The following is a 16,669-nucleotide window of genomic DNA, read 5'->3' on the forward strand; positions in this document are numbered from 1 at the left end:
TGCCAAATGCATTACACGAAGAGGGCCCGCGACGATGAGCTTTGACATTATTATTTTGAAGCCTACCGACCCCGATGAAAACAGCCTGTCTAACGTTGAAGACGAGCTCGATATTGGCTGCCCTGAAGTCGTCATTACCTCTCTGGAGTCAGTATTCCCTGGCTGTATACAAGGTACGTTTTCGGCGGGTGAACGCTACTCGCTCGAGTCTGCACAGAATGGCGACCCCGTGAGCAGCGTACACCTGGCTCTGAGGTTCGGCAGAGACTGGTCTGATGCCGACAGTGCCGAGTTTCATAACCTACTCTCGACGCTCTGCCAATTGCTCCAGTCAGTAGCTTTTGCGGTGTCCGATAACTCAAGGATCGCACCTCCTGCTAAAGTCGGCCCGTCCTGCTCGCCATAGAGCGGTTTACCTGGCGAGTTGGTGCGCTTGCTTGATCACGTGGTCAGGGAACAACGCTTCGTAAAATGCAGCAGGAATGCCGAGGATACTGGCCTCGACGCAATCGGGCATAAGCTCTATGGCGTAATCCAGAATGGCGACTCCCATAGATGGAATCACAACGCCTGCTTCAGTTTTTACTGAAAGGGCCAAGCCGGACTGATCGAAGTGATTTGTACGGCACTCGTTTTGAATAGCGAGGTATCCGGCAGTTGGCTCGAACAGGCCGAAAGCAACGCCCATGGACGGATCTCCGTTCTCCAGCGACGAGTAGCCAACCAGCGTCAATCCGCTGTAAATCGAAAATCGCGCCATCTGATCACCTGATGTTTGTCGTGGTATTGGATAGATAGGATTGCTCAGACCATCTCCCACGGTTAAGTGTTGTGGAGCCTCCCAGGCACGGCGATTAGCGACGTACTGGTCAATTAACCGACGGCCCATTCCTCATCCCTACTCCGCACCAACCTGCCCACAATCAGGCGCTGTTTCACCTGTCATCAACCACAGAGTGTACTTCTTGAAATCCGGGTGATTACTCACCTTGCACAGGGCCCCATACCCCATCTCAAACATCGAGGCCTCGTATTTTTTATACGTGCTGAGGCTGATGCCCACCCGCTCGCAAAACTCGGACTGGGTTACCCCTTCCGTGCGCCGGATCGCTTTCAATTTAATAGCCAGGTCCACGATTCGCCCTCTTGACAGGATCCTATATAGGGCACACCATATGGAACCCATATAGGAACCATAATTGCCATCACAGCTGGAGAGATTATCAGAACGCCGCTCTTGACCGGTTCGGTCTGCGTAACCGCAGGTGAGCGGGCTGATTTTGTTACCTGAAAACAGCCGATAACTCAGCCCCAAAAAAACACACCCAACCCAAAAACGCTGCACCAGCGCCAACGGGATCGGCTCGCCCGAAAAATGCCCAGCACCCTGCATCTTCAACTATCCAAGGAGGTATCACATGACAAAAATCACCCTGCACTGCCTGTCGCAACTCCAACCCCGCCCTGAGCACGCCACTGATCACACCGGCAAACGTCGAGGGAAGTTGACGGCGATTGCGTGGTGTCGTTCAAGCCGTTCGGGCAAGGGCGCTGTGTGGGTGTGTCGTTGTGATTGCGGGTTGTTCGAGTATCGACGCCCCGGGACTTGGACGAGCAGGGTTTCACCTGACGACATGTGCGATACGTGTCTTCGGGCCAAGGGGCCGAATGCCAGAGATACCGCTTCTGGGCGGCTGCAGCGATGGGTGGACAGCTTGCGTGATCTTGGCCTGACCGTTGCAGAAATTGATCTGATTCAGAGGCCGGGCATGATGGTGGAGACGAGAGGCAGAACCCTTCTTGAGATACGGGGGCAACTGGCTGAAAAGTTGACCTGAGGTACCTCTGATTTTTTTCATGAGGCACTGCACATGGCGCTGAATCGACAGGCGCACCCTGATAATGCATCTGCGGTGCGGGCAAGCAGTGTATCGGCCAGCCCATATCGCACATGGGCCCATCCTCGTGATCCGCCTTGCCGCACGGAAGAATCTAAGTAACATGCGGTCACGACGCTCGTGACCGCCTTCGTGCCGACTGATTTTGAGACCTCGTAGCGTTTCTCGGCGCAGGCCGCTACTTGAGCATCCGCCCAGCGAAGCTCCCACCCGTTCTCACGAATCGCGATGCATCGGCTGGAAAACGAACGGGGCATTGCTCAGATGATGACGGGGAGCGAGTTGCTGGTTTGAAACGTTTTTCTCATATTACGAAACACCGCGGAGGTGCCTGATACATGGCCAAGATTATTCACTTTCCAACGCCCGATTCTGATCTGTTGCTGCTGCACATCGAGCTAAAAGAGATTACCCCGAAGATTTGGCGTCGATTCGCAGTGCCTGCAAACATTACCCTGGTCAAGCTGCATCGGGTCATCCAGGACGTGATGGGCTGGAGCGACAGCCATCTGCATGAGTTTGAAATTGCCGGTGAGCGTTATGGCACTCCCGATCCTGATGGCTGGGGACGACAAGTGACTCCTGAGGCTCGCAAAACCTTGAGCAAGGTGCTGGATGGAAAGCGGGCGTTCACTTATGTCTACGACCTCGGCGACAGCTGGGAGCACGATATCAAGGTCGAAAAAACGTTGCCTGCGAACGCCTGCCCTCAAATACCGTACTGCTTTGAAGGTGCTAATGCCTGTCCACCCGAAGACATAGGCGGCGAAGGGGGTTACGAGATGCTTCGGGAGGCTATTGCCGACCCTGAACACCCCGAGCACGACGTCATGAAGGAGTGGATCGGGGAAGATTTTGACCCGACACACTTTGATCAAACGACCGTGAACCACTGGCTTGCACGCATAAAGGTCTGAACAGCAACCGGCCGTGGTAAGACGCTCACTTTGAAACAGTCCGGTAGTGGTGCTGGGCGTTTCAAACGGCCATATTCATCCATAAAAACCGTCCGGATTGTCTCCTTCGAGTCGACAGACAAACCTTTTTCAAGCGCTTTTTCAACGCCTAGATGGACATTAATCTAGCCACACGTTGAAACGACAGCCACTCACCACTTCGAAAAAGGATTCCATCATGACTAACGCCACTTACAACCGCCTGAACAAAGACGACGCCATCGTTCTGCTGGTCGATCACCAGACAGGTCTGATTTCGCTGGTACAGGACTTCACGCCGAACGAGTTCAAGAACAACGTCCTGGCACTGGCCGACGTGGCGAAGTTCTTCGAACTGCCGACCATTCTGACCACCAGCTTCGAACAAGGCCCGAACGGCCCGCTGGTACCGGAACTCAAGGAGATGTTCCCGGACGCGCCTTACATCGCTCGCCCTGGCCAGATCAACGCCTGGGACAACGAAGACTTCGTCAAAGCGATCAAGGCCACCGGTCGTAAGCAATTGATCATTGCCGGTGTGGTGACGGATGTCTGTGTAGCCTTCCCGACCTTGTCGGCACTGGCTGAAGGCTTCGATGTGTTCGTGGTGACTGACTCGTCCGGCACGTTCAATACAGCTGTGCAGCAGGCCGCCTGGAACCGCATGACGCAAGCAGGCGCGCAGATGATGAACTGGTTCTCGGTGGCGTGTGAGTTGCAGCGCGACTGGCGCAACGATATCGAAGGCCTGGGCAATCTGCTGTCCCAGCGTATTCCGAACTACCGGAATCTGATGAACAGCTACGCAGCCTTGACTGCACGCTAAGCGTTCAGCAACTGATGTTCAAAGGCCCGCTTTGCGGGTCTTTTTTGTAGGCCTGTTTCGGCCTTTATCAAACTGGCAGGTCTATTCGCCAACGCAGACAGCAGGGCATACTCAGGCATAATCGGACTGCGTGTATCGCAAGATCCGCTTACCTATCAGTGACAGTGGATGCAGTGATGTTCAGCGATTTGGGGACGTTCGGGATCAGGTTGGCCAACATCATTGCGATCCCTGTCTTTTGGTTATCGGGGTCAGTGACGGTCTTTCTCTTGTATTGCATGCTGCCTTCAACCGGGAGGACAACATTCAACGTATTTGAAGCCTTTTCCATTTTCTTTTCACTTTTCTGCCTCGCCATCGGTTACTGGGTATGGCGGCGCAGACGAGCCAAAAGACTGGTTGCCTCCGTTAACCTCAAGGCAGGCCTAAGCCTTGAGGCTACTCAGTTGCTCGGCTATCCGAAGCCCCTGTTTGTCGTCTTCGATCGCTCCAGCCAGAAACTTGCTCAGTTCAATATGGCCTCCGGCAACTATCAAATTCATGACTTCTCGTGGGTGGTGACGTGGCGATTGGAATGGCTACGGGTTGAGAATGTGTCTGGCATTTCTCGGCTGGTGGATGCAGCAGGCACGAACATTCCGGCCTTCGAAATCAACACGGGTTTCACGCGATACGCGATGGTGTTGGAGACTGCAAATGCAGATCATCTCGCACTGCGTTTTCCAATGAATCGGACCGAAGCAGAAAAGTGGTGCGCTCGGTGCCATGTCATTTTTAAACGCTAAACCCACAGCATCAAACTTTTTGGCAGGAACACTCTCTCAATGGACCTGAAATTCAGCCACATCGACGTCCTCGTCAGCGACCTTGAAGAAGCCTGCGCTTATTACGCGCGCGTCCTGCAAGCCAGAATCTCCAAAACCCTTGTCTGGGAGCGCGGCGGTCTGCATGTGCGTTATGCCATTGCAATGATCGGCACGGAGCGTTTCATGCTGGTCCAGCCGTTGGCGGGGAATCTGAAGGAGCTGCTGGATACGTCCGGCGAGGGCATGATTTATCGGCATTGTTATTCGACGCCGGATATCGAGAAGGTTTACGACGAACTGATCGCAGCCGGTGTGCAGCCGGAAGACGAGAACGGCAAGCCGCTGGCACGTTCGAACCTGCAAACGCCATCCGGGGGAAGGATTATCTGGCTGCCCAAGCGGTTCGGCCATTTCTCGATGGAGATTCTGGAGGAGAAGACGCTGGAGGCGTTTATCGAGGCGGCGTTTGCGGATTAGCATGTAACACACACATTGCCTGACTGTGAGCAAGCGTCAGGACCGCTCTGCCACTCTGCTAGGGTGCGAAAAAACTTGGAGATACCCATGGAAACCGATCCGATTTGCCTTGTTTTCATACCTGCGTTGGTAGCCATTCTTACAGCCGTAGAAAACGAAAAAGGCTCGCCACTTACGGAGGAGGAAGTTATCGGCATCCGGGACAAGGCGACGTGCATGGCGGTTCGGTTCAGTGTCGCGCTCAGTATGGAACAGGAGCGGGGCTATCCGGATATCGTTGCGGAGAACTGCTGGGAGGAATGGCAGCGCCATCGCGAACAACGCGCCTGATTTTTTTACTGCGAGCGCGCGCTGTATCAAAGACATATAGGCGTCTTTTCTGCTCCACGCCGCTGCGTCGAGGAGGGCCTCCCACAACCCGACGTTAGCCGAGACGCTGTGCAAAATCCCCCTCTCCTCGCAATTTCCAGAATCACAGCTAAACCTAATACTCAGGCACATCATGCACTTGGTCACCCAACTGTCATCAACCGGACGGGTGGCGTCTGTGCGCTCTAAAGTTGCCATGATCGAGGCAGATAACCCCTAAGTTGCTTCCATCCGCTGTAATGTTCAAGGATCGAACCCATGACGTCGAGTCAGTACGGTAGTACTCCAGGTCAAAGTCATCCCCGCTTCCTCTGGTTTCCGCTGGTCCCGGTCATTCCGGCCATTGCCTGGATTCTGACTCAGTCGGGCACCTCCTCCGCCAATCTTGCTGCATGCGCCGTACTGGCCATTCTCGGCGTCGGTGCCGGGGTGTGGAGTGCGCGTTCGCAACGTGAACAGGCCGTGCGTCTGACGGCGGATGCGCTCACACAGCATCGGGCCAATGACGCTGCAATCGGCGCGAAGGCTTCTCGGGCGCAGCTCAATGAAGTGTTGCTGGGTGCGATGCCGATCTGGGCCAAGCAGGTCGAAAGCTCGCGTCAGCAGACCGAGACCGCCATTGTTGAGCTGACCAGTCGGTTCACCGGCATTTCCGAGCGGCTGCAGGAGACTGTTCAGGCGTCGCAGCAGGCTGCGGGTGAGCTGGACGGGCAGAATGCGGACGGCGCACTCAAGGTGCTGGCGCAGAGCGACAGCGAGCTGAGCCAGGTCATTGATTCCTTGAAAGCCACGCAGGCCAGCCGCGACGAGACGCTGACTCAGGTGCGCAGCCTCACGGCCTATACCGGCGAGCTGCGTACCATGGCAGCCGACGTTGCAGCCATCGCGGCGCAGACCAACCTGTTGGCCCTCAATGCGGCCATCGAAGCAGCGCGTGCCGGTGAAGCCGGGCGAGGCTTTGCGGTGGTGGCCGATGCGGTGCGCAGCCTGTCGAGCAAGTCCAGCGAGACCGGTCAGCAGATGTCGGCCAAGGTCGACATCATCAACAACGCCATTACCCAACTGGTTCAGGCTGCCTCCAGCGGCGCGGATCAGGACAGCCATTCAGTGGCCGAGTCCGAACAAAGCATCCAGCATGTGCTGCAGCGTTTCCAGAGCATTACCGGACGCCTGGCCGAATCCGCCGACCTGCTGAAGCAGGAAAGCTACGGCATTCGCGACGAGATGACCGAGGTACTGGTCAGCCTGCAGTTCCAGGACCGGGTCAGTCAGATCCTCACCCATGTGCGCGACAACATCGACTCGCTGCACACCCATTTGCAGCAGTCCAGCCAGTCTCCGGACGAAGCCGTCGCGATCAATGCCCGCGAGTGGCTGGCGCGCATGGAGTCGACTTACGCCACTGACGAACAGCGCCGCACGCACCGCGGCGAATCGGCAGCGCAACAGAATTCTCAGGAAATCACGTTCTTCTAGGAGCGAATCATGGCTAAGAGTGTATTGGTGGTCGACGACTCGAGCAGCGTTCGGCAGGTCGTCGGCATTGCGCTGAAAAGTGCTGGATACGATGTGATCGAGGCCTGCGACGGCAAGGACGCACTGGGCAAGCTCAGCGGGCAGAAGGTGCACCTGATCATCAGCGACGTGAACATGCCGAACATGGACGGCATCACGTTCGTCAAGGAAGTGAAGAAGCTGGCCAGTTACAAGTTCACGCCGATCATCATGCTGACCACCGAGTCGCAGGAATCCAAGAAGGCCGAAGGCCAGGCCGCTGGTGCCAAGGCCTGGGTGGTCAAGCCGTTCCAGCCTGCACAGATGCTGGCAGCGGTCTCCAAGCTCATTCTGCCCTGAACGTCCGGGCCATGGAGGCCAGCATGCCGATGTTGAGCGAAACCACAGCTGACACGCTGCGTGTCAGCATCGATGGCGAACTGACGATTTATACCGTGACCGAACTCGCTGCCGGACTACTGCCGCAGATGGGTGCTGCGCCACGCATGGAGATTGACCTGTCGCAGGTGACCGAAATGGACGGCGCAGGGTTTCAACTGCTGGCGGTCATCGAGCGCGAGGCTGGCAAAACCGGCACTGCGCTCAGCCTGACCGGGCAGAGCAAGGCGGTCGTGGAAACATTCGAACTGTGTCATCCGGGTGCCTTCGCTTAGCGCCCGTTGCAGTGTGGTTCAGTGATCGAAAAGGAAGTTCACGTGAGCATTAATCTTGATCAGGCACAGCAGACGTTCATCGTCGAGGCGCGTGAGCTGTTGCTGGCCATGGAGGAATCCCTCCTGCAACTGGAAAGCGAGCCCGGCGATCAGGATGCCATCGGCGCGGTATTCCGTGCGGCCCACACCATCAAGGGCTCTGCCGGGTTGTTTGGCCTGACTCCGATTGTCAGCTTTACCCATATTGTCGAAGACGTGCTCGACCGGTTGCGTGAAGGCAGCGTGTCGGTGGATGCGGAGTTGATCGCGGTGCTGCTCAAGTCCGGCGACCACATGCTTGAGCTGATCGAGGTGGTGGCCAGCCGTGGCGAGCAGCTTCAGGCCGCGGCGCTGGAGCGTGAAGCCGCGTTGCGTCAGGCCTTGCAGGCGTATCAGGCACCTGCGCAAGCGGCTGCACAGCCTGTGCAGACGGAAACTGTCAGCGATATTCAGGCAGAAAGGCTGTGGCACATTTCCCTGCGTTTCGGCGTGGACGTGTTTCGCAACGGCATGGACCCGCTGTCGTTCCTGCGTTACCTCAATACGCTGGGCCAGATGGTCCAGGTCACCACCGTGACCGACAGCATTCCGACCGTCGAGGAATGGGACCCCGAATCCTGTCATTTGGGTTTCGAGATCGATTTCCGCTCGGCAGCCGGGCATGCAGCAATCAATGAAGTGTTCGATTTCGTGCGCGAAGACTGCGCCGTAGAGATCACTGCCCTGGATGAAACTGCGGAATCCACACGCACTGATCTGGTGTCGCAGGACGACACCAGCCCGGTCATCCACAGTGGCGAACTGATGGGCGATCAGCGCGCCGTGCCGCGAGGCCCTGCACAGGTTTCCACAGAACGGGCATCGCCTGGGAACGAGCAAAAGAACAAGGACGGCCGCTATGTGCGGGTCAACGCCGACAAGCTCGATGAGCTGATCAATCTGGTCGGCGAACTGGTGATCGCCAGTGCCGGGGCCAATCTGCTGGCCCGCTCCTGCAACAATGCGCCGCTTCAGGAAGCCAGCTCGACGGTATCGGGGCTGGTCGAAGAAATTCTGGATGGCGCCCTGCACCTGCGCATGATCCCCATCGGCGACACCTTTAATCGCTTCCGTCGAGTGGTGCGCGATGTCAGCCAGGAACTGGGTAAAGACATCGACCTGATTATCAGTGGTGCAGAGACCGAGCTGGACAAGACCGTGGTCGAGAAAATCGGCGACCCGTTGATGCATCTGCTGCGCAACTCCATGGACCACGGCATTGAAAGCGCTGAAGCGCGCCGTGCTTCAGGCAAGTCGGCAAAAGGTCATTTGAGCCTCAATGCCTACCACGACTCGGGCAGCATCGTAATCGAAATTGCCGATGACGGCGCAGGCCTGAACCGCGAGCGCATTCTGGAAAAGGCGCAGGAGCGCGGCCTGGTCGCGAGCGGCGCGGTGCTGACCGATCAGGAAATCTACAACCTGATTTTCGAGCCAGGTTTTTCTACGGCCGAAGCGGTCACCAATCTGTCGGGGCGCGGCGTCGGCATGGACGTGGTCAAGCGCAACATCACCCTGCTGCGCGGCACCGTGGACCTGGATAGCCAGCCCGGCCAGGGCACCGTCGTGCGGATCCGCCTGCCGCTGACACTGGCGATCATCAACGGCTTTCTGGTCGGCATCGATCAATCGACCTATGTCATCCCTCTGGACATGGTTCAGGAATGCATCGAGCTCGACGAACAGGACCGTCAGTCCAGCCGCGACAACGGCTATCTGGACCTGCGCGGCGAGGTGCTGCCGCTGGTGTACCTGCGTGACCACTTCAACCATGAAGGTCCCGTCGCGCGGCGCCAGAACGTGGTGGTCGTGCGTTACGCAGAGCACAAGGCCGGGCTGGTGGTGGACGACCTGCTCGGCGAGTTCCAGACCGTAATCAAGCCGCTCGGCAAACTGTTCGGCGGCCTGCGTGGCATCAGCGGCTCGACCATTCTGGGCAGCGGCGCGGTGGCACTGATTCTCGACATACCGGCGCTGCTCAACCAGATCGTCCAGCTGGAAGCCCGCTCGACTCAAACCCCTTATTCGCTGTCGGCTGCGGCCCGCTGACGCGCCTGCATTTCCATGGAGGTAACCCCGATGAAATGGTTTTACGATCTGAAGATATCCACCAAGTTGATCACCTCCTTCCTGGTCGTGCTGGCGCTGACGGCGGCCATGGGCGTGTTCGCCATCATTCAGCTCGGGCAGGTCAACCAGACTGCTCAGGACATGAAGGAAAACTGGATGCCGTCCATGCGTGCCGCTTCAGGCATGCGTTTCTTTGCCGCCACTTACCGCCTCAAGGAAAACCGGCACATCGCTGCCGATACGGCGCAGGAAAAGACCCAGATGGAACAGGAGGCTGTCGAGGCGCGCAAGCAATTCGAAACGCGCCTGGCCACCTATGAACACCTGCTGTCCAACGACACGGATCGTCAGTTGTTCAACACCGTGACCACCGCATGGGCAGCGTACCTGGTGGTCAGCAAAGAGCTGTTCGACCTGTCACGCCAGGGTCTTGAGAACCAGGCTCGTACGTTGTTGAAGGGCGAATCCAAGCTGCACTTCGATGAAGCGACCAACCAGCTGCAGAAAATGGTCGAACTCAACGATGCAGGCGCAACCACGGCCAGCGAGAAAGGCGCAGCCCTGTATGAAAATGCGCGCATCTCGATCATTGCGGTGCTGGTCGCTGCGCTGCTGATCGGGCTGGGCCTGGCGCTGTTCATCGCACGGATCATTTCCCGCCCGCTCAAGGACGCTGCCATCGCCGCCGAGCAATTGGCTGAAGGCAACCTGAGCGCGCAGATAGCGGAAGGCTCGAAAGACGAAACCGGTATGGTGCTCAACGCCATGCGCAACATGGTCGGCAAGCTGTCGCACATCATCGGCGAAGTGCGCAACGCGGCCGATAATCTGGCCAGCGCCTCGGAAGAGGTCAGCGCCACGGCTCAGTCCATGAGTCAGGCCACCAGCGAGCAGGCCGCCAGCGTTGAAGAGACCAGCGCTTCGGTCGAACAGATGAGTGCCAGCATCAACCAGAACACCGAGAACGCCAAGGTCACTGACGGCATGGCCAGCAAGGCTGCCAAGGAAGCCACAGAAGGTGGCGACTCGGTGCAGCAGACCGTGGTGGCGATGAAGAAAATCGCCCAACGCATCAGCATCATTGACGACATCGCCTACCAGACCAACCTGCTGGCCCTCAACGCCGCCATCGAAGCCGCCCGTGCGGGTGAGCACGGCAAGGGCTTCGCCGTGGTTGCCGCCGAAGTGCGCAAGCTGGCTGAGCGTAGCCAGGTGGCAGCTCAGGAAATCGGCGAGCTGTCTTCGAGCAGCGTGGACATGGCCGAAAAGGCCGGCAAGTTGCTGGATGAGATGGTGCCGTCGATCAACAAGACCTCGGATCTGGTGCAAGAGATCAGTGCTGCGTCCGAAGAGCAGGCCGCAGGCGTGGCGCAGATCAACACCGCCATGACCCAGCTCAACCAGGTAACGCAGCAGAACGCGTCGAGCAGCGAAGAGCTGGCGGCCACAGCCGAAGAGATGAGCAGCCAGGCCGAACAACTGCAGCAGGCCATGAGTTTCTTCGTCCTGAGTTCGGCATCCAGAACGGCCGTGAACGACTTGAGCGTTGACACCTCCAGCAGTGCCCCGCCTCGCCAGCCGTCGCGACCGGTCAAGCCCGCCCCTAAAAAGGCGTTTGCCTACAACATGGCCAGCGCGCCGGATGAATCGGAATTCACCCGTTTCTGATCGCAGACCGGATACAGGTCACACAGGGAGAACGACATGGGCGCACTGGCCAAGACACACCAGACCGCAGCCGCAGTGGAAGAAGAGGCGCAGTACCTGACGTTCATGCTCGGTGGCGAGATGTTCGCCATCGGCATTCTGGGCATCAAGGAAATCATCGAGTACGGCAGCCTGACCGTGGTGCCGATGATGCCCTCGTTCGTGCGCGGCGTGATCAACCTGCGCGGCGCCGTCGTACCGGTGGTCGATCTGTCGGCGCGGTTCGGTCGGCAAAACTCGGAAACCACGCGACGCAGCTGCGTGATCATCATTGAAGCCAGCACCGAAGACGGTCAGCCGCAGGACATCGGCCTGCTGGTCGATACGGTCTCGGCAGTGCTGGAAATTCCCGCCTCGCAGATCGAGCCGCCGCCGAATTTCGGCGCACGCATTCGTGCCGACTTCATCAGCGGCATGGCCAAGGTCGAGGGCAAATTCGTCATCGTGCTGGAAGTCGAACGCGTGCTGTCCATCGACGAGATGTCGAGCCTGGCCGAAGCCGGTCAGACACCCGCTCTCGATTTCGACGCGCACTGAGATCCGCATATGCCAGACACAGCCGCACTCAACGACCGCGAATTCGGCCAGTTCCAATCCTGGCTGTATCGCGCAGCGGGTATCAATCTGTCGCCGGCCAAGAAGGCGCTGGTAGCCGGCCGCCTGTTCAAGCGCCTCAAGCACTATGAACTGAAAAGCTATGGCGACTACTTCAAGCTGATCATGACGGACCAGCGCCACGGTGAACTGCAGGTCGCGCTGGACCTGCTGACCACCAACGAGACGTACTTCTTCCGCGAGCCCAAGCACTTCGATTTTCTGCGCCAGCACGTGTTGCCCAAGGCGACACCGGGCAAGACGTTCAGGCTGTGGAGCGCTGCCAGTTCGTCCGGAGAAGAGCCCTATAGCCTGGCGATGACCCTGGCCGAAGGTCTGGGGACTACGCCCTGGGAAGTGATCGGCTCGGACATCAGCACCCAGGTGCTGGCCAAGGCACGCACCGGCCATTACCCCATGGAACGCGCAGGCACCCTCCCACAGCCGTTGCTGGTCAAGTATTGCCTGAAGGGCACTGGCCGTCAGGACGGCACCTTTCTGATCGAAAAGTCGCTGCGCAACCGGGTCAATTTCGTTCAGGTGAACCTCAATGAAACCTTGCCCGATCTGGGCGAGTTCGACGTGATCTTCCTGCGCAACGTGATGATCTATTTCGATCAGGAAACCAAGAGCAAGGTGGTCGCGCGCCTGCTGCCACGTCTCAAGCCGGGCGGTTTCTTCATCATCAGCCATTCGGAAAGCCTCAACGGTGTAAACGACACCCTGAAGCTCGTCGCCCCCTCGATTTACCGCAAACCATGAAAAAGCCTGTCGGCGCGGCCGAAGTGGTGCTGGCTCCTGGTGAAGTGAGCTTTGCGACCCGCCCTACCCGCCTTCGCACCCTGCTCGGGTCATGCGTGGCCATCACCTTCTGGCATCCGTTACGGCATATCGGCGGCATGTGCCACTTCATGCTTCCGGGACGTATCCGCAGAGGCCAGCCACTGGACGGCAAGTACGCCGATGAAGCCCTTGAGATGCTCATCCGTCATGCCCGCATCAACGACACCCGGCCTGAGGACTATCAGGTCAAGCTGTTCGGCGGCGGCGAAATGTTCCCCTGTCACCGTCATGATCTGCATGCACATGACGTCGCCAGCCTAAACATACGTGCCGCCCTGATGCTCGCCGAGCAGCACCATTTGCACCTGATGGCGCAGGACATGGGCAGCACCGGCTACCGCAATATCATCTTCGACCTTTGGAACGGCAACGTCTGGGTCCGGCACACACCAACAGGGACCATCGATAACGATGCCAACCAAAAAAATCAGCGTACTGCTGGTCGATGATTCGGCCGTGGTTCGTCAGGTACTGCTGGCGATCCTCAACGACACGCCCGACATGCATGTGATGGGCGCCGCTTCGGACCCGATTTTCGCAATGGACAAGCTGGCACGGGAATGGCCGGACGTTATCGTGCTGGACGTGGAGATGCCTCGCATGGACGGCATCACCTTTCTCAAGAAGATCATGAGCGAGCGGCCGACGCCGGTGGTGATCTGCTCGTCGCTGACGCAGAAAGGCGCAGAGACCTCGCTGCAGGCCTTGTCCGCCGGAGCGGTGGAAATCATCACCAAACCCACCACGGGCCTGAAGAACTTCCTGATCGAGTCGGCAGCAGAATTGGTGACAGCGATTCGTGCGGCAGCCAACTCCAATGTCAGGAATCTGGGAAAGCGCGCTGCGGTTCCGGTCCTGGCGCCCGCCAGCAAGCTCACCGCAGATGCCATCCTGCCCGCTGCCAACGGCCACGCCATGGCCCAGACGACCGAACGGATTGTCGCTATCGGCACCTCGACCGGGGGAACCCAGGCGCTGGAGGCTGTGCTGACGTCCTTGCCACGGGTGTGTCCCGGCATGGTCATCGTGCAGCACATGCCGGAGAAATTCACCGCCTCGTTCGCAGCCCGCCTCAACGACCTGTGCCAGATAGAAGTACGCGAGGCAAAGAACAACGACCGCATCCTGCCCGGTCTTGCGCTGATCGCTCCCGGCGGCAAGCACATGATGGTGACCCGCAGCGGCGCCTACTATCACGCTCAGGTGATCGACGGGCCGCTGGTCAACCGGCATCGGCCTTCGGTGGATGTGCTGTTTCGTTCAGTGGCCAAGTTCGCGGGCAAGAACGCCACCGGAATCATCATGACCGGCATGGGCGACGACGGCGCACGCGGCCTCAAGGAAATGCTTGATGCTGGCAGCTCGACCGTCGCTCAGGACGAAGCAAGCTGCGTGGTGTTCGGCATGCCCAAGGAAGCCATCAAACTCAACGCCGCGCAACGCATCATGCCGTTGCAGGAAATCCATCAGGCGATATTGCACCGATAGGGCCGGGCGTCAGGAAACCGAACCTGCTGAACGGACCCGGCTTCTGCATCTTCGACATAGCGCTGTCGCGCGGCAAACACCGGACCGTGGGAGGCGGCTTGCAGCAAGACACCACGCCGTCTCTGAAGATGACTTCAGAACACGAAGAACGCCCCGACCATCAATCGTAAAACGGCGCAACCAGCACCCGACTGCCCACGAAAAAGCTGTCCGCCACCAGCCGCAACGGCTGCAGGTCCAGGTCGCTCTTCCTGTCGCCAATCAACTGCTGAAAATGCCGGTAGACCACGGTGTACTCGCCTTCTTCCGACACGGTCTGACGCACGCCATCGATGCTCAACAGTGCGCCGCCGTTATCCAGCCGCAGGACGCCTTCTGCGCAGCGGATTTCGATGCTCCACAGTTCGTTCTGACCGTGATCGAAGTCGAATTCGGCGCGAAGGTCGAGGTGGCGGGCGTCGGACATTTTGATGTCAGCGGCGATGGGCGACTGGCAGTTGTCGGGGACGCGCAGTTCGGCAGACTCAACGAACAGTTGCAGCGGTAGCAGGTGGGTCACGATCGACAGGGCATTGATGCCCGGATCGAAAACGCCAAGACCGCCGGGCTGCCAGATCCAGGTCTGGCCGGGGTGCCATTTGCGGACGTCTTCCTTCCACTCGATTTTCACGCTTTCCAGAGTGCGCGTCGCGAGCCAGTCGCGGGCGGCTTCGATGCCGGGTGCGTAACGCGAATGCCAGGCGAACAGGCCGGTGACGCCCTGTTCGTGTACCTGATTCACCAGCTCCATGGCTTCGCCCAACGTGGCGCACGGCGGTTTTTCGACCAGCACGTGTTTGCCAGCGGCAATGGCTTGCTGCACCAAGGCGAATCGACCTTGAGGAGGTGTGCAGAACGCGATGGCATCGACCTGCGGCCCGTTTTCGAGCAGCTCGGTCAGGGACTTGAAGTTCTGCACGCCCGCACAAGGCTGACCCTGAGTGGCGACGGACACCAGCGTGAAGGCGGGATTGGCGAGAATCGCGGGAACATGCTGGTCCTGAGCGATCTTGCCGTAGCCCACCAGACCGAGACGAATGGGTTGCATCGGTGACTCCTGATTCTTGTACTTATTAGAGGGTGCGATTAATAGTCATACTAAATAGGGAGCAAACTAGACGTAAATGGCGCGCCAGACAATGGGCAAGCGCGACATACGTGAGTTTTCCGCTCAGGCTGCGGTCACGACATTGGCAATCCTGCCCAGAAACGGATCGAGCCGCTCGCGTGGCGCATCCTGCTCGACCACCAGCACCGACACGTCTTCGCACTGGGCCACCTGGTAATGAGCGACGCTGGACAGCTTTTCGTTGGTCACGGCCACCACAATCTGGCCGCTCGCTGCGACGACGGCGCGCTTGAACTCGGCGTCTTCCAGCCCGAATGCGGTGACGCCGTTGTCCGGATCCAGCGCGCAGGCCCCGAGAAAGCACAGGTCGAAGCTGAACTGACGCAGTTGCTGGACCGCCGTCAGACCGATCACACCTCCCGCCGTCGGATTCAGACGCCCACCCAGCAGAATCACTTCGGCGTTGGGCAGTGTCATCAGCTGCACGGCAATCAACGGTGAGTTGGTGGTGAGGGTCAGGTGAAGCCGGGGGTCGATAGCGCTGGCGATGGCGAAGTTGGTGGAACCGGCGTCGATAAAGACGTGTTGCCCGTCGCTCAGCAAAGATGCTGCGGCCTGTCCGAGGCTGTCCTTGCGTGTGGTGTCCTGTTGTACGCGTGCGGCCATGGGGCCTTCAGCGGTGCGCAACAGAATCGCACCACCGTAGACGCGCTTGCATACACCCGAGGCGGCCAGGGCACTGAGATCGCGGCGGATCGAGTGTTCAGAAACATTGAATTCGCTGGCCAGATCAGCCGCAATCACCCGGCCGTACCGGGCCAGGCGTTCACTGATCAACTGCTGGCGTTCGCCGGGGAAGGTTTCGTGGGTAGGAGTCATGACAATCTGAACCTGCATAAACGAGCATTAACGATCACAAACGAGCGCTAATATGCCGGGCAGGGTATGAGGCGTCAATCAGTGCGTGGCGACCAATGGGACGCGGAGCGATGGGCACGATCGGTGTCGAGTGATGATCGTTCCTACGCTCTGCGCTCATCGTTATACACAAGTCCGGAAGACGCGCAAAACGGGGGCCAAAACAAAAGTGACTGACTGAATGCATACCCCGTGGTCGCAGCAAGACTCGGGTATAACGCTGAGCACAGGCGTGGGCATGATCGGCGTGCTTGAGATCACGCTGATCGTTCCTACGCTCCGCGTGGGAATGCCGCTCAGGACGCTCCGCGTCCGCTCTCGAATGTGGCGCAGATGCGTGGACAAGCTCCAGCGTCATCCACGTCATGCGCTTGGCTCACTGAA

At 58.7% G+C, this 16,669-nt stretch carries 18 protein-coding genes; 14 read left to right on the top strand and 4 right to left on the bottom strand.

Annotated elements, in window-relative coordinates; genetic code table 11:
- Window positions 1–412: 412 nt before the first annotated feature.
- Entirely contained in the window at window positions 413–889 is a 477-nt protein-coding gene (locus AC0IXS_RS12035) for a hypothetical protein (protein ID WP_240045220.1), read from the bottom strand.
- A 9-nt stretch (window positions 890–898) separates the two neighbouring features.
- Window positions 899–1,135: a helix-turn-helix domain-containing protein gene (locus AC0IXS_RS12040; RefSeq protein ID WP_029242333.1), complete on the bottom strand. Its 237-nt coding sequence runs from the start codon at window positions 1,133–1,135 to the stop codon at window positions 899–901.
- Between the two features lie 1,101 nt (window positions 1,136–2,236).
- On the opposite strand from AC0IXS_RS12040, the gene AC0IXS_RS12045 reads away from it, so the two are divergent.
- The 14 genes from AC0IXS_RS12045 (at window position 2,237) to AC0IXS_RS12110 (ending at window position 14,259) form a co-directional block, all read left to right on the top strand.
- Window positions 2,237–2,815 (top strand): plasmid pRiA4b ORF-3 family protein, encoded by a 579-nt coding sequence (locus AC0IXS_RS12045; RefSeq protein WP_122813667.1) that lies wholly within the window; start codon window positions 2,237–2,239, stop codon window positions 2,813–2,815.
- 217 nt (window positions 2,816–3,032) lie between these two features.
- Window positions 3,033–3,659, top strand: a complete 627-nt coding sequence (gene ycaC / locus AC0IXS_RS12050; RefSeq protein ID WP_054540870.1) for an isochorismate family cysteine hydrolase YcaC — start codon at window positions 3,033–3,035, stop codon at window positions 3,657–3,659.
- A gap of 176 nt (window positions 3,660–3,835) precedes the next feature.
- Window positions 3,836–4,444, top strand: a complete 609-nt coding sequence (locus AC0IXS_RS12055) for a hypothetical protein (RefSeq protein WP_471824703.1) — start codon at window positions 3,836–3,838, stop codon at window positions 4,442–4,444.
- A 39-nt stretch (window positions 4,445–4,483) separates the two neighbouring features.
- Window positions 4,484–4,942, top strand: coding sequence for a VOC family protein (locus AC0IXS_RS12060; RefSeq protein WP_449123842.1), 459 nt, complete (start codon window positions 4,484–4,486; stop codon window positions 4,940–4,942).
- 87 nt (window positions 4,943–5,029) lie between these two features.
- Entirely contained in the window at window positions 5,030–5,272 is a 243-nt protein-coding gene (locus tag AC0IXS_RS12065; RefSeq protein WP_004880035.1) for a hypothetical protein, read from the top strand.
- Window positions 5,273–5,875: 603 nt separating this feature from the next.
- Complete coding sequence (locus AC0IXS_RS12070) at window positions 5,876–6,787, top strand: methyl-accepting chemotaxis protein (RefSeq protein ID WP_370454402.1); 912 nt, start codon at window positions 5,876–5,878, stop codon at window positions 6,785–6,787.
- A gap of 9 nt (window positions 6,788–6,796) precedes the next feature.
- Window positions 6,797–7,165: a response regulator gene (locus tag AC0IXS_RS12075; RefSeq protein WP_004880039.1), complete on the top strand. Its 369-nt coding sequence runs from the start codon at window positions 6,797–6,799 to the stop codon at window positions 7,163–7,165.
- A 23-nt stretch (window positions 7,166–7,188) separates the two neighbouring features.
- Window positions 7,189–7,479, top strand: a complete 291-nt coding sequence (locus AC0IXS_RS12080) for an STAS domain-containing protein (RefSeq protein WP_122424438.1) — start codon at window positions 7,189–7,191, stop codon at window positions 7,477–7,479.
- A 42-nt stretch (window positions 7,480–7,521) separates the two neighbouring features.
- A complete protein-coding gene (locus AC0IXS_RS12085; protein WP_471824705.1) occupies window positions 7,522–9,606 on the top strand; it encodes a chemotaxis protein CheA in 2,085 nt (694 codons plus the stop codon).
- A gap of 30 nt (window positions 9,607–9,636) precedes the next feature.
- Window positions 9,637–11,295: a methyl-accepting chemotaxis protein gene (locus AC0IXS_RS12090; RefSeq protein ID WP_122689896.1), complete on the top strand. Its 1,659-nt coding sequence runs from the start codon at window positions 9,637–9,639 to the stop codon at window positions 11,293–11,295.
- Between the two features lie 36 nt (window positions 11,296–11,331).
- Complete coding sequence (locus tag AC0IXS_RS12095; RefSeq protein WP_004880047.1) at window positions 11,332–11,871, top strand: chemotaxis protein CheW; 540 nt, start codon at window positions 11,332–11,334, stop codon at window positions 11,869–11,871.
- Window positions 11,872–11,880: 9 nt separating this feature from the next.
- Entirely contained in the window at window positions 11,881–12,690 is an 810-nt protein-coding gene (locus AC0IXS_RS12100) for a CheR family methyltransferase (RefSeq protein WP_025993471.1), read from the top strand.
- Window positions 12,687–13,220 carry a chemoreceptor glutamine deamidase CheD gene (gene cheD, locus AC0IXS_RS12105; RefSeq protein ID WP_025993472.1) on the top strand — a complete coding sequence of 178 codons (534 nt, stop codon included), beginning with the start codon at window positions 12,687–12,689 and terminating at the stop codon, window positions 13,218–13,220. Before AC0IXS_RS12100 ends, cheD begins: the two co-directional genes overlap by 4 nt.
- Window positions 13,183–14,259, top strand: a complete 1,077-nt coding sequence (locus tag AC0IXS_RS12110; protein ID WP_025993473.1) for a protein-glutamate methylesterase/protein-glutamine glutaminase — start codon at window positions 13,183–13,185, stop codon at window positions 14,257–14,259. The genes cheD and AC0IXS_RS12110 overlap by 38 nt, the downstream gene beginning before the upstream one ends.
- Window positions 14,260–14,419: 160 nt before the next feature.
- Here the strand turns inward: AC0IXS_RS12110 and AC0IXS_RS12115 are convergent, their stop codons facing one another.
- Together AC0IXS_RS12115 and AC0IXS_RS12120 are read right to left on the bottom strand one after the other, a co-directional pair.
- The gene (locus tag AC0IXS_RS12115; RefSeq protein WP_057409965.1) at window positions 14,420–15,346 is read right to left on the bottom strand and encodes a Gfo/Idh/MocA family protein; all 927 of its coding nucleotides are present in this window, start codon (window positions 15,344–15,346) and stop codon (window positions 14,420–14,422) included.
- A 123-nt stretch (window positions 15,347–15,469) separates the two neighbouring features.
- Complete coding sequence (locus AC0IXS_RS12120) at window positions 15,470–16,246, bottom strand: DeoR/GlpR family DNA-binding transcription regulator (RefSeq protein WP_057409968.1); 777 nt, start codon at window positions 16,244–16,246, stop codon at window positions 15,470–15,472.
- Window positions 16,247–16,669: the final 423 nt, after the last annotated feature.

It is taken from the genome of Pseudomonas sp. AC016, assembly GCF_979253365.1.